This is a genomic window from Pseudomonas ficuserectae (genome assembly GCF_024584585.1).
GTDB classification, from domain to species: Bacteria; Pseudomonadota; Gammaproteobacteria; order Pseudomonadales; family Pseudomonadaceae; genus Aquipseudomonas; species Aquipseudomonas amygdali.
This window is the reverse complement of the sequence record NZ_CP085684.1, coordinates 662,713-675,115: the sequence shown is the minus strand read 5'-3', so window position 1 is coordinate 675,115 and position 12,403 is coordinate 662,713. Positions and strand designations below refer to the sequence as shown.

The window sequence follows — 12,403 nt, the reverse complement described above, 5'->3', positions numbered from 1 at the left end:
TTTAGCGGGTTTTATCTTTACTGGAAATAGCCAATGATCTATTCATCATTTTTCCCGAAGAGGCCCGTCATGAAAGCAATCGCGTATTACCACTCGCTGCCGATCAGCGACGCACTGTCATTGCAGGACATTGAGCTGCCTGAACCGGTGGCTGGCGCTCGTGATCTGCTGGTAGAGGTCAAGGCCATCTCCGTCAACCCGGTGGACACCAAAATCCGCCAGAACGTCCAGCCCGAGGATGGCGCTCCCAAGGTGCTGGGCTGGGATGTGGCAGGTGTCGTGAAAACGGTGGGTAGCCAGGTCACGCTGTTCAAGCCGGGTGACAAGGTGTTCTATGCCGGCTCCCTGACCCGGCCGGGTGGCAACAGCGAACTGCATGTGGTCGACGAGCGTATTGTCGGGCATATGCCGAAAACCCTGAGCTTTGCCCATGCGGCCGCGTTGCCGTTGACGGCGATCACTGCCTGGGAGCTGTTGTTCGAGCGCCTGCAGATCGCTCAGCAAAAAGGCGAAGGCTCGCACAGCCTGCTGATCGTCGGTGCAGCGGGCGGTGTAGGTTCGATCCTTACCCAGTTGGCACGTCAGCTGACCACCCTGAAGGTCATCGGCACCGCTTCCCGGCCTGAGACCGAAAGCTGGGTCCGCGAACTGGGCGCACACGAAGTGCTGAACCACAGCAAGCCGTTGAGCGAAGAACTGAAACGCGTCGGCCTGAATCAGGTGACCCATGTGGCCAGCCTGACCCAGACCGAACAGCATCTGGACCAACTGGTCGAGGCGCTCAAGCCACAAGGCAAGCTGGCGCTGATCGACGATCCCAAGTCACTGGATGTGTCGAAGCTCAAGCGCAAGAGCCTGTCGCTGCACTGGGAGTTCATGTACACGCGGTCGATGTTTGAAACCGAGGACATGATCGAACAGCACAACCTGCTCAACCGGGTGGCCGAGCTGATCGACGCCGGAACGCTGAAAACCACCTTTAGTGAGCACTTCGGCAGCATCAACGCAGAGAATCTGCGCCGCGCTCATGCCCTGCTGGAAAGCGGCAAGGCCAAGGGCAAGGTCGTACTGGAAGGTTTCTGAACGCGAGATGGTTGTGTCAGCGCATAGCGTGACTGACACAACCATTGCGCCGAATCAGACCGGCTTCGCCTGCGCATCCCGCGTGCCTTGCGCACGGCGTGTCAGTACCGAAAGGCCGACCGTCAGCACACCGCACAGGCTGATAACCAGCGCCATGGGTGTGGCCGTGCCGTCATGCAACAAGCCCACCAGGCTGGCGGCGATGGCGGCAACACTGAATTGCAGACAACCCAGCAGCGCCGAGGCACTGCCCGCACGCGCCCACTGGCCGCTCATGGCACAGGCTGACGCATTGGGGATGATGCACCCAAGGCTTGCCACGCAAATGAACAATGGCACCAGCAGCGGCCAAAGCGCTTCGGTGCGCAGCAAGCTGATCGCCAGCAACGCCAGCGCCGCGGTCAGATAGATCCAGACCGTGCGTGACAGCAAAAATGCCGGCCCCGTCTTGCGCAGCAGACGCGCATTGATCTGCGCGACCAGAATGAAACCCGCCGCGTTCATCCCGAACAGCCAGCCATAATGCTCGGCTGGTACGCCGTACAGCTTGATGAACACGAACGGCGACCCGGCGACGTAAGCGAACATTCCGGCCATGGCAATGCCGCCCGTCAGTGCATGGCCGATGAAGACGCGGTCCTGCAGCAGGTTGACGTACTGGCGAAATGCGCCACTCAACGGCTGACGAGGCGTGCTGGCGGGCATGCTTTCCGGCAGCCCCAGTGCAACCGCCGCCAGGCAGGCACCACTGAAAAGCGCCAGGCTGACAAAGATCGATTGCCAGCCAAAGGTGCTGACCAGTACTCCGCCAAGCATGGGTGCCAGAATCGGAGCCAGGCCCATGACCAGCATCAGTTGCGAAAAGACCTTGGCCGACTCGACGGCATTGCACTTGTCACTGACGATTGCCCGCGACAGCACCATCCCGGCACAGCCGCCCAACGCCTGAACGAAGCGCGCACCAATCAGCCATTCAAGGCTTGGCGCAAAGGCGCAGGCTATCGAGGCGAGCATGAACAAGGTAACGCCGAACAACAGCGGAATGCGCCGGCCGAACCGGTCAGCCACCGGACCATAGGCCAGTTGTCCCAGGGAAAGCCCGAGAAAGTAAGCCGCGAGGGTCAACTGAATATGTTTTTCGTCGGTCCCGAAATACGAGGCCATGGCCGGAAAGCCAGGAAGATAAAAGTCGATGGCCAGAGGGCCGAAGGCACTCAATGAGCCAAGGATAAGGATTGTGCGTAGATTCATCGGGTGTCCATTAACGGGTGCAGGGCAACGGGTTAGTCTAACCGGCTTACCTTGCAGAGAACGAAGGACAGGGTAATTAATTCAAAACTTTTCAAAGTTTACAGACAGGGAGACCGTTCCGGTCTCCCTGTCCCGTCATGCCGGCTGCGCCTGATAACCCTCTTCGCTGATCAACCTGACGATCTGCTCGGGTGACAGACTGCTTTGCACCTTCACCTGCTTGCTGGCCAGTTCAACCTGAACATCAGCGCCTGGGTCGTCGTTCTTGATCGCTTGAGTCACCGCGCGAACACAGTGCCCGCAGGTCATGCCTTGAACATTGAATAACTGCATGGTGTCACTCCCTCATTGATGGATAGCGAGCATCTTCAACCTTGTCATGATGGCAAGGTCAAGTTTCTGTTATCGCTGCCGGGCTGGTATTCGTGCTGATCGTGAGCCAAGCTGACTCATCAACGTTTACATCAGGAGTATCAGCGATGCGCTGGTCAGCAGTGAGCCTCTTCAGCATTCTCGGTTTCTTGGCTATCGCACCCGCCACTCAGGCCGATCAGGATTACGGCATCCTGATCATTTCCCGAGAGCGCCTGGAAGTCGCGACCTCCTGTGAGATCGGCATCTATGTGCAGGACCGTCTGGCTGGAAGGCTTTTTCAGGAGGACTCGGTGTCTTTCAACCTGCCTCCCGGTGAAGTGTCGATAAGACTGAGCACCCTGCGGGGCACCGTGGTGGGCTGCGAACCGGGAATGGAAGCGCCGCGCAGCACCAAGATCCAGCTCCGCTCGGGCGATATCCTCAAATACCGTATCGCCGCGGACCTGAACGGCATGTACCTCAAGAAAGCCGACCTCAACTATTGATTCGCGCTTGACCTTGCCCATGTGGCAAGGTTGATCCTTGCAGGTATCCAGCCTCAGGGAGTGATTCACATGCAACAAACCACCACCTTCGACCTGCCGATCAGCGGCATGACCTGCGCCAGTTGTGCGGGTCGGGTCGAGCGTGCTCTGGCCAAAGTGCCGGGGGTCAACAGCGTGACGGTCAACCTGGCCAATGAGCGCGCCCATGTAGACACCGCAGCCCAGACCGATCCGCAAACGCTGATCGACGCCGTCAGCCGTGCCGGTTACAGCGCGACGCTGGTTGAGGATCGCCACGCCGAAGCTGACCAGAAAGCACGCCACCTGCACAACGAACGATGGGCCCTGCTGTTGACCATCGCGCTGGCACTGCCGTTGATCGCGCCAATGTTACTGACGCCGCTGGGCGTTCACTGGATGCTGCCCGCCTGGGCACAATTCGCACTGGCGACACCGGTGCAATTCGTTCTGGGCGCGCGTTTTTATGTGGCTGCCTGGAAGGCCGTACGCGCGGGCGCAGGCAATATGGACCTGCTGGTCGCCATCGGCACCAGCGCGGGCTACGGCTTGAGCGTCTATCAATGGCTGAGTGCTGCACCCGGCTCAACGCCGCATCTGTATTGCGAAGCATCGGCGGTAGTTATCGCGCTGGTGCTGTTGGGCAAATACCTGGAAAGCCGCGCCAAGCGTCAGACGGCCAGCGCCATTCGTGCCCTCGAGGCACTACGCCCGGAACGCGCCCTGCGCGTGGTCGACGGCCTCGAACAGGACGTCGCGATCAGCTCACTGCAGCTTGGCGATCAAGTGCTGGTCAAACCTGGCGAACGGTTTCCTGTGGACGGCGAAGTGGTCGAAGGCAGCAGCCATGCCGACGAAGCGCTGATTACCGGTGAAAGCCTGCCGGTGGCCAAGCAGGCGGGTGACAAGATCACGGGGGGTGCCATCAACGGCGAGGGCCAGTTGCTGGTGAGAACCACTGCGCTGGGCGCAGAAACAGTGCTGGCGCGCATCATTCGGCTGGTCGAAGACGCTCAGGCGGCCAAGGCCCCGATCCAGAAACTGGTGGATAAAGTCAGCCAGGTGTTTGTACCCACTGTACTGGGGATTGCCTTTTTCACGCTGGCAGGCTGGCTGCTGGCTGGAGCATCGCTTGAGGTGGCGCTGATCAATGCGGTCGCTGTATTGGTGATTGCCTGCCCCTGCTCTCTGGGCCTTGCGACACCCACAGCGATCATGGCCGGAACCGGCGTGGCGGCGCGCGATGGCATTCTGATCAAGGATGCAGAGGCACTGGAGCGCGCCCACGCTGTGGATGCCGTGGTATTCGACAAGACCGGCACGCTGACCGCAGGCACGCCGCGCATCACCAACATGAGTGCGGTGTCGGGCAATGAAGAACACCTGTTGCAACTGGCGGGCGCACTGCAACGCGGCAGTGAACACCCGTTGGCCAGGGCGGTGCTCGATGTGTGTCATGAATGGCAACTCAAGCTCGATGCAGCCGAAAACAGCCATGCCCTCAGCGGCCAGAGCATAGCGGGCACCGTTCAGGGCCGGGAGCTGGCGCTGGGCAATCGACGCCTACTGGATGAAAGCGGCCTGCCCATCGGCGAACTGGCCGAATCTGCGCGTATCTGGGAAGCCGAAGGGCGAACGCTGTCCTGGCTCATCGAGCAGGCCCCGGAGCCGAAGGTCATCGGCATGTTTGCCTTTGGTGACACACTCAAGCCCGGAACGGATCAGGCGATCAGGGCGCTGAACGCACGCGGCATTACCAGCCATCTGCTGACCGGCGATAACCGTGGCAGCGCTCAAGTAGTCGCCAAGGCCTTGGGGATACACGATGTACATGCCGAAGTGCTGCCTGCCGACAAGGCGGCCACCGTCACCCAGCTGAAAAACCATCATGTGGTTGCCATGGTCGGTGACGGCATCAACGATGCACCGGCGCTGGCGGCTGCGGATGTGGGTATTGCGATGGGCGGCGGAACGGACGTCGCGATGCATGCAGCAGGCATCACCCTGATGCGCGGCGACCCGCGACTGGTTCCGGCGGCGCTGGACATCAGCCGGCGAACCTACGCAAAAATCCGCCAGAACCTGTTCTGGGCATTCGTCTACAACCTGATCGGTATTCCCCTCGCGGCGCTGGGCTACCTCAACCCGGTACTGGCTGGCGCGGCCATGGCGCTGTCCAGTGTCAGCGTGGTGAGCAATGCGCTGCTGCTGAAAACCTGGAAACCACGTGATCTGGAGGACACGCCATGAACATCGGTCAGGCGGCGAAAAGCAGTGGTTTGAGCGCGAAGATGATCCGCTACTACGAGTCCATCGGTCTGCTGCAAGCGGCACATCGCAGCGACAGTGGCTATCGCCTGTACAGCGCCGACGATTTACACACGCTGGCGTTCATCAAACGTTCGAGAGACCTGGGGTTCTCGCTAGAGGAAGTCGGCAAACTGCTGACCCTCTGGCAAGACCGCCAACGCGCCAGCGCCGACGTCAAGGCGCTGGCCCGCCAGCATATCGTGCAGCTGAATCAGAAGATCGACGAACTGGCCAGCCTGCGCGATACGCTTCAGGAACTGGTAGAACACTGCCACGGCGACGACCGCCCGGACTGCCCGATCCTCAAGGACCTGGCGTCGGGAGGGTGTTGCTAGCCACCACCTACGTTAGAGCTAGTCCAACACGCCCGGCTCGCTCCCACAGGGGTCTTACTGCATCACTAGGTGGTGCGCCTGCACACGCACTCCCGTGGGAGCGAGCTTGCTCGCGAAAGGGCCGGTACAAGCTCCGAAAACAGCGCGCCTGATCCATCGTCTTCGTGAGCAAGCGAAGCGTCGCCCGGCTCGCTCCCACAAAAGCTTTACTGCATCCACGGCGGTGGCGGTTCTTCGGTGGATTTGCTCGGTGGCGCATCGTCTGCCGCACGAGCTGCCTGACGGCGAGCCTCGTCGAGACGGGCGGCTTCGATTTCGCGCAGTACGCCGCCCACATCGGCTTCGTCCTCCGGCTCGTCGAACTCACCAGTCAACACCGTGGCGGGCGACAAAGTGCCAGCCTCGTAGTACGACCACATTTCCTTGGCGTATTTGGTCTTTCTGAGCTCCGGCGCGAAGCGGCCGAAGTACAGCGCCATGTTGCCAACGTCACGCTCCAGCATGCTGAACGCGTGGTTGTTGCCCGCGGCGTCGACTGCTTGCGGCAAGTCGATGATGACCGGGCCGGACGGTGCCAGCAGCACGTTGAACTCGGAAAGGTCACCGTGCACCAGACCGGAACACAGCATCAGCACGATCTGCTCGATCAGGAACGCGTGATACTCGCGTGCCTGATCCGGCTCCAGCACCACATCGTTCAGACGCGGCGCAGCGTCGCCATACTCGTCGGCCACCAGTTCCATGAGCAGTACGCCTTCCAGGAAGTCGTACGGCTTGGGCACCCGGACACCCGCGCTGGCCAGACGAAACAGTGCAGCCACTTCGGCGTTCTGCCAGGCGTCTTCGGTTTCCTTGCGCCCGAACTTCGAGCCCTTGGCCATGGCCCGGGCCTGGCGACTGTTGCGTACCTTGCGGCCTTCCTGATACTCGGCCGCCTGACGGAAACTGCGTTTGTTAGCCTCCTTGTAAACCTTGGCACACCGCAGCTCATTGCCACAGCGCACCACATAAACAGCTGCCTCTTTACCACTCATGAGCGGGCGCAGCACCTCGTCGACCAGACCGTCTTCGATCAGGGGTTCAATGCGTTTAGGAGTTTTCATCAGCTTTTATTGTGGGTCCTTTGTTGCCAGATACGCGATTGTTGCCGTTATACGGCAATCCTCCGCCAGCGAGTAGGGGTAGGGGCCAGTGGATTGAAAGGTTTTTTAAGCAAAAACCACGCAATCCCCCGGTTTAAAGCACCTTTCGTGCCGTACAGGCGATAAAAGATATTCGGGGACAAAACGTGTAAAGCCCGAAAAATCTTCGTTAAATGCACTCGTTAGTACGCAATACAACTTGGCGTTACTTGAACAAATCACCGGGCGTATAGCCGAACAAGCCCTTGAACGCAGCGATGAAAGCCGACGTCGAGTCATACCCACAGGCCAGCGCGGTATGGGTCACACTGGCGCCCTCTTCCAGTGCAGAAAGTGAGGACAGCAATCGTGCCCGTTGACGCCAGCCGCGAAAGCTCAACCCGGTTTCCCGCTGAAACAGGCGCATCAGGGTTTTCTCGGATGTGCCAAGACGTGCCGCCCAGTCGTGCAGGGTAATCAACTGGCCCGGTTCTTCGATCAACTCGTTGCACAGCCCCAGCAAACGCGGGTGACGCGGCAACGGCAGCGAAAAACCGACTTCCGGCAAGTGCGCCAACTGGTCCAGCAATACCTGCACCAGCCGCGCCTCATGGCTGTCCTGCTCGGGATAGTCCACGGGCAACAGGCAGAAGCTCTTGATCAGTTCGCGGGCCAGCGGCGTGACTTCAAGTACCCGGCAACGCTGTGGTGCCCAGCCCGAATCAGCCGTGCGAATGTACAGGCTGCGCATTTCGGCACGCATGGAGGTCACGACCTCGTGTTCAAGCCCGGCCGGCACCCAGACGCCCCACTGTGGCGGTGCAAAAAAACTGCCCTCGGCGGTATGCACACCTAATACCCCGCTGATCGCATAGGAAAACTGCACCCAGTCGTGACGATGGGGCGGCGTCCACGAACCAGCACTGAGGCTTTCAGCGCGGGCATACAGCGGGCGCGGCAGACCGGACAGTGCCGGTATCTGCCGCTCGCCAGTGGGATGTCGCTGATCGATCTGTCCGTTAGTCGGCATCTTATGGCCTTATGTCGCAAGACGGCTATGGCGCAACAGAGTAGCCTGCACGCATCTCTGTGTACAAACGTTCTACGGACCCCGCATGCAATCACTCAAACACTTCAAACGCGTCGCTACCGACTGGTTCCTCTGGGGCATGGTTCTGGCGACGGTGCTCGCCTACTTCTTCCCGCGTTTCGGCGCTACCGGCGGCAGCATGCACGCTGAATACGTCATCAAGGTCGGCGTGTTCGTGGTGTTCTTTCTGCACGGCGTCAACCTGTCCAGCGAGCAGATCAAACGAGGGCTGACCAACTGGCGGCTGCATGTGATGATCCAGGTCTTCACCTTCGTGGTGTTCCCGCTGATCTGGCTGGCGTGCCAAAAGCTGCTGGGCTCGTATGTGCCGGCGCTGCTGATGCTGGGTTTTCTCTACCTGTGCGCCCTGCCCTCGACCATTTCGTCTTCGGTGGCGCTGACCGACAGCGCAGGCGGCAATGTCCCGGCAGCGATTCTCAACGCCAGCATGTCCAGCGTCATCGGGATTTTCATCACCCCGTGGCTGGTCAGCCTGGTGGTCGGCACCGGCGCTGGCGGGATCGATCTGGGCGATACACTGCTCGACCTGTGCGCCATGCTCCTGCTGCCACTGGTGCTTGGCCAGCTAATGCGGCCGTTGCTGGGCAAGTTTTTCGCCCGTCACAAGAAGTACACCAACCTGATCGACAAGCTGGTGATACTGCTGCTGGTGTACGCGGCATTCTGCAATTCGATGATCTCAGGCATGTGGCAGAGCCAGGGCAACAGCGTGATCCTGACCGCATTCATCGGCACCGCGCTGCTGCTGGCGGTGATCCTGTTGATGACCACGCGCACCGCACGGGCGCTCAAGTTCGATCATGCCGATAAGGTCGCGGCGGTGTTCTGCGCCACCAAGAAATCGCTTGCAGCAGGGGCGCCGATGGCAGCGCTGATCTTCGGCAGTAACCCGGGGCTGGGCCTGATCCTGTTGCCGATCATGATCTACCACCCGATGCAGTTGATCGTCTGTTCGATCATCGCCGAGAGCTACGCCAGTCGTCATCGCCAGCAGCTTTCGCAGGCCGCGCTGGAAGAAGCCCAGGCCGCCTGACCGCCGTTACATCAGCGCGTCATCGCCCAGCGTGACGCGCGCGTAAAAGACGATTGCCACTGTCGGGATCAACGCTGAATAACCCGGCCTGAGCGCCGTGCCAAAGTGCGTCAGCAGGCGCTGCACCGGCGCCTGGCGAATTGCACCCAGCAACCCTTTGATCGTGCCGGGAGCTTTCTCGGCCTGCGCGGGCTTGAAGAATGCAGCAACGGTCAAACGCTCGGCCAGTGCGTCGATATGTGCCGCATACACTTCCCAGCTCATCGCGCTGACACTGGCGCGAGGCATTTGTACCAGCGGGTGATCGTTGCTGAACGCCTGCCGGAAAAACGTCCGCAGCAGCAGTTCCTCCACTTCAACCACCGTCGCACAGTTGTGCAGCGAATCGCTCAGGCCGTATTGCCGCGCCAGCATGCCCAGCACTCGCGTGTAGGGCACGCCTCGACGCCGGGCGGCATTGATCAGAAAGTGTCCGGCGACCAGCTGGAATTCGCGCACAAATGCGTAGGTGCGATCCGCTTCGGTGGCCTTGAGGCGCGTCCATCGACTGCTGCACAAATGCTTGATGGCCGCCTCCAGCACGTAGTCTGGCGAGCGGGCCAGAACGCTGTGCAGCCAGATGTCCTGCAACACCGGGTCGCGGCTGACTGTCGGTAAAACGGCAACGCCGGTTTCCAGTCCTTCACAGCAGCTGAAGCGAGTTGCGATCAGCACTTCCTGCAAGCGTCTCCAGTAATGGTGATGGCGATAACCCTGCATCCGCACATTCTCGAAATGCTCGACCGGCGTGCGTCCCAGGCTCTTCTCGCCCAGATTCAGCAACAGCACGTGGTCTTCGCTGGAGTAAGCGTTGATCAATCGCCCGCTGATTTTCTGCTTCAACACTTCGGCCTCGGCCGCTTCAATGCGCACCGCAGCAGCCATCAGCAACACATCGCCCACCACCAGCCCGTGTTCGGGCGTCTGTTGCAGGTTCTTGAGCGCGCTGACCAGTAGTCGTCCGCCCAGTGAGTGGCCAATCAGGTTGACCTGTTTTACGTCCGGGTGATGTTCAAACAGGTAACGGTCCAGTTGTGCCAACAACACTTTGCCTATATCGCGAGCCCGGTTGCGGATACGCGCAAAATGAACGACGCGGTCTCCCGCCAGCGCGGCTGCGCCCGCCAGCGGATGCACTCGGGCGGCGGCCATCAACAGGCCACGGGAACGGTTGTCCATCTGGGTAAAATGGCTGGATGGCCAGAACGCCAGAATATTCACGCTTTGGCGCAAGGCACCAGGAATACTGTTGGCCAGCATGCGCCGGTCGTCCAGATCATGCCCTGACGAATAGCCGTGAATGAAGACGTTGGCGACCTCGCCCGATGTCTTGGGCAAGGTCAGAAATTTGAAGTGATTTTCCACGTTGTCCTGTCACACATGGGCGGGTTGCACGCTCAATTTCTGACGATGAAGCGCCTGGCGATCAGTATGATCAGCCGCAGGCAAAACATGATACCGGTCACAGCGATCACCCATTTGGCAACCAGCAGGAAATAACTTTCGATTTCATCGGAAACCAGCCCTACCAGCAAGCCCATCCCGCCGATCAGCAACCCAATCAGCGCCAGGCCGATATAGGGCCTCAGCCAGCGGGTCCGCGCGCCTTTGTCAAACAGATAGAACACCGTGCCGATCAGAATCAGAAGTACCGATACCCCAATGATGAACCCCATGCCTTACCTCAACGTTACAGGCCAATAATGCTGACTGTTCATCCCGCGCACGGGTGTGACGCGGAGCGTCACGAAATGCATTCCCACGCTGGAGCGTGAGGAACGAGAGGTGTCCAGAAGAACCTTATCGTGCCAATGCTCCGCGTCGGCATGCCGTTCATGACGCTCCGCGTCATATCTCTTCAGACGTACCGTCCTTTTCCGCTGTGGATTATGCCCATGCCCCCAGTATTTGCCTAACGCTCCAGAATCGCCGTAACACCCTGCCCGCCAGCTGCGCAGATCGAAATCAATCCCCGCCCGCTGCCTGCTGCATCGAGCAGTTTGGCCAGGTTGGCGACGATGCGGCCTCCGGTTGCGGCAAACGGATGCCCGGCTGCCAGCGAGCTGCCTTTGACGTTCAGTTTGCTGCGGTCAATAGCACCCAATGGCGCGTCCAGTCCCAGACGGGTCTGGCAGTAATCAGCGTCCTCCCAGGCTTTGAGCGTGCACAGCACCTGCGCGGCGAAGGCTTCGTGGATTTCGTAGTAATCAAAATCCTGAAGGGTCAGGCCATTGCGCGCCAGCAGGCGCGGAACGGCGTAGGCCGGGGCCATCAGCAGCCCTTCTGCGCCGTTGACGAAATCCACCGCTGCCGCCTCGCCATCACGCCAGTAGGCCAGCACCGGCAGGCCACGCTCGCGCGCCCACTCTTCAGTGGCCAGCAACACCACCGACGCGCCGTCGGTCAGCGGCGTCGAGTTGCCGGCCGACAGCGTGCCCTTGGCACTTCGCTCGAATGCGGGCTTGAGGCCAGCCAGCTTTTCGAGGGTCAGGTCCGGGCGCAGGTTGTTGTCACGGATCAGCCCAAGGTACGGCGTCATCAAGTCATCCTGCCAGCCCTCGGCGTAGGCTGCGGCCATTTTCAGATGGCTCTCGAGCGCCAGTTGATCCTGCGCCCCGCGCTCTATGCCCCAGTTCTGCGCCATCAGCTCGCAATGCTGCCCCATCGACAACCGCGTACGTGGCTCGCCGTTACGGGGCAGCTCCGGTTTGAGGTGGTGTGGACGCAACTGCATCAGGGCCTTGATCTTGTCGCCCGGCGTCTTGCTGCGGTTAACCTGTAACAGAATCTTGCGCAGCCCTTCATTGACACCTATCGGCGCATCCGACGTGGTGTCCACGCCCCCGGCAATGCCGCACTCGATCTGCCCCAGCGCGATTTTGTTGGCCACCAGCAACGCGGCTTCCAGCCCCGTGCCGCAGGCTTGCTGAATGTCATACGCCGGGGTCTGCGCCGACAGTCGCGAGCCGAGCACGCATTCGCGGGTCAGGTTGAAGTCTCTGGAGTGTTTGAGCACCGCGCCTGTCACTACTTCGCCCATGCGCAGCCCGTGCAGATTGAAGCGCTCGATCAGCCCCTCCAGAGCGGCCGTGAGCATGTCCTGATTGCTGGCAGTGGCGTAAGGGCCATTGGAGCGGGCGAACGGAATACGGTTACCGCCAACGATGGCGACCCGACGAGGATGCGTCATGGAAAACTCCCTTTCTTCAAGCGAATGGATGAGCCGTGTCGATCGCAAGAAC

The 12,403-nt window shown here is 60.4% G+C and carries 12 protein-coding genes; 5 read left to right on the top strand and 7 right to left on the bottom strand.

All coding sequences use genetic code 11. The annotated features are described in order from the left end of the window. Window positions 1-69: 69 nt before the first annotated feature. Window positions 70-1,083 (top strand): zinc-binding alcohol dehydrogenase family protein, encoded by a 1,014-nt coding sequence (locus LJU29_RS02970; protein ID WP_057423706.1) that lies wholly within the window; start codon window positions 70-72, stop codon window positions 1,081-1,083. A 54-nt stretch (window positions 1,084-1,137) separates the two neighbouring features. Here the strand turns inward: LJU29_RS02970 and LJU29_RS02965 are convergent, their stop codons facing one another. Both LJU29_RS02965 and LJU29_RS02960 read right to left on the bottom strand, forming a co-directional pair. Then, window positions 1,138-2,334, bottom strand: a complete 1,197-nt coding sequence (locus LJU29_RS02965) for a multidrug effflux MFS transporter (protein ID WP_054996737.1) — start codon at window positions 2,332-2,334, stop codon at window positions 1,138-1,140. A gap of 135 nt (window positions 2,335-2,469) precedes the next feature. Beyond that, window positions 2,470-2,667 (bottom strand): heavy-metal-associated domain-containing protein, encoded by a 198-nt coding sequence (locus LJU29_RS02960; protein ID WP_004659353.1) that lies wholly within the window; start codon window positions 2,665-2,667, stop codon window positions 2,470-2,472. A gap of 146 nt (window positions 2,668-2,813) precedes the next feature. Here LJU29_RS02960 and LJU29_RS02955 point away from each other — a divergent pair, with 146 nt between their 5' ends. The 3 genes from LJU29_RS02955 (at window position 2,814) to cueR (ending at window position 5,857) form a co-directional block, all read left to right on the top strand. Beyond that, the gene (locus LJU29_RS02955; RefSeq protein ID WP_002555530.1) at window positions 2,814-3,194 is read left to right on the top strand and encodes a hypothetical protein; all 381 of its coding nucleotides are present in this window, start codon (window positions 2,814-2,816) and stop codon (window positions 3,192-3,194) included. A gap of 69 nt (window positions 3,195-3,263) precedes the next feature. Next, window positions 3,264-5,462 (top strand): heavy metal translocating P-type ATPase, encoded by a 2,199-nt coding sequence (locus tag LJU29_RS02950; protein WP_257111621.1) that lies wholly within the window; start codon window positions 3,264-3,266, stop codon window positions 5,460-5,462. Next, on the top strand, window positions 5,459-5,857 hold the full coding sequence (gene cueR / locus LJU29_RS02945; protein ID WP_005742930.1) for a Cu(I)-responsive transcriptional regulator: 399 nt from the start codon (window positions 5,459-5,461) through the stop codon (window positions 5,855-5,857). Before LJU29_RS02950 ends, cueR begins: the two co-directional genes overlap by 4 nt. A 206-nt stretch (window positions 5,858-6,063) precedes the next feature. Here cueR and LJU29_RS02940 read toward each other — a convergent pair whose 3' ends face one another. Both LJU29_RS02940 and LJU29_RS02935 read right to left on the bottom strand, forming a co-directional pair. Beyond that, window positions 6,064-6,960 (bottom strand): PA4780 family RIO1-like protein kinase, encoded by an 897-nt coding sequence (locus tag LJU29_RS02940; RefSeq protein ID WP_002555533.1) that lies wholly within the window; start codon window positions 6,958-6,960, stop codon window positions 6,064-6,066. 244 nt (window positions 6,961-7,204) lie between these two features. Further along, complete coding sequence (locus LJU29_RS02935) at window positions 7,205-8,008, bottom strand: AraC family transcriptional regulator (protein ID WP_005752856.1); 804 nt, start codon at window positions 8,006-8,008, stop codon at window positions 7,205-7,207. Window positions 8,009-8,093: 85 nt separating this feature from the next. Between LJU29_RS02935 and LJU29_RS02930 the strand changes: the two genes are divergently transcribed. After that, the gene (locus LJU29_RS02930) at window positions 8,094-9,122 is read left to right on the top strand and encodes a bile acid:sodium symporter family protein (RefSeq protein WP_057423677.1); all 1,029 of its coding nucleotides are present in this window, start codon (window positions 8,094-8,096) and stop codon (window positions 9,120-9,122) included. A 6-nt stretch (window positions 9,123-9,128) separates the two neighbouring features. Here LJU29_RS02930 and LJU29_RS02925 read toward each other — a convergent pair whose 3' ends face one another. The 3 genes from LJU29_RS02925 to LJU29_RS02915 all read right to left on the bottom strand — a co-directional run bounded on the left by LJU29_RS02925 (window position 9,129) and on the right by LJU29_RS02915 (window position 12,351). Next, on the bottom strand, window positions 9,129-10,526 hold the full coding sequence (locus LJU29_RS02925) for a DUF726 domain-containing protein (protein ID WP_257111620.1): 1,398 nt from the start codon (window positions 10,524-10,526) through the stop codon (window positions 9,129-9,131). A 32-nt stretch (window positions 10,527-10,558) separates the two neighbouring features. Beyond that, on the bottom strand, window positions 10,559-10,837 hold the full coding sequence (locus LJU29_RS02920) for a hypothetical protein (RefSeq protein ID WP_004643020.1): 279 nt from the start codon (window positions 10,835-10,837) through the stop codon (window positions 10,559-10,561). A gap of 236 nt (window positions 10,838-11,073) precedes the next feature. Continuing rightward, window positions 11,074-12,351, bottom strand: a complete 1,278-nt coding sequence (locus LJU29_RS02915) for an acetyl-CoA C-acetyltransferase (protein ID WP_057423675.1) — start codon at window positions 12,349-12,351, stop codon at window positions 11,074-11,076. Window positions 12,352-12,403 lie beyond the last annotated feature (52 nt).

Coding starts and splice junctions, on each gene's coding strand:
- LJU29_RS02915 (WP_057423675.1), bottom strand. CDS start 12,351: ATGACGCATCCTCGTCGGGTCGCCATCGTTGGCGGTAACCGTATTCCG.
- cueR (WP_005742930.1), top strand. CDS start 5,459: ATGAACATCGGTCAGGCGGCGAAAAGCAGTGGTTTGAGCGCGAAGATG.
- LJU29_RS02930 (WP_057423677.1), top strand. CDS start 8,094: ATGCAATCACTCAAACACTTCAAACGCGTCGCTACCGACTGGTTCCTC.
- LJU29_RS02970 (WP_057423706.1), top strand. CDS start 70: ATGAAAGCAATCGCGTATTACCACTCGCTGCCGATCAGCGACGCACTG.
- LJU29_RS02965 (WP_054996737.1), bottom strand. CDS start 2,334: ATGAATCTACGCACAATCCTTATCCTTGGCTCATTGAGTGCCTTCGGC.
- LJU29_RS02955 (WP_002555530.1), top strand. CDS start 2,814: ATGCGCTGGTCAGCAGTGAGCCTCTTCAGCATTCTCGGTTTCTTGGCT.
- LJU29_RS02935 (WP_005752856.1), bottom strand. CDS start 8,008: ATGCCGACTAACGGACAGATCGATCAGCGACATCCCACTGGCGAGCGG.
- LJU29_RS02920 (WP_004643020.1), bottom strand. CDS start 10,837: ATGGGGTTCATCATTGGGGTATCGGTACTTCTGATTCTGATCGGCACG.
- LJU29_RS02940 (WP_002555533.1), bottom strand. CDS start 6,960: ATGAAAACTCCTAAACGCATTGAACCCCTGATCGAAGACGGTCTGGTC.
- LJU29_RS02950 (WP_257111621.1), top strand. CDS start 3,264: ATGCAACAAACCACCACCTTCGACCTGCCGATCAGCGGCATGACCTGC.
- LJU29_RS02960 (WP_004659353.1), bottom strand. CDS start 2,667: ATGCAGTTATTCAATGTTCAAGGCATGACCTGCGGGCACTGTGTTCGC.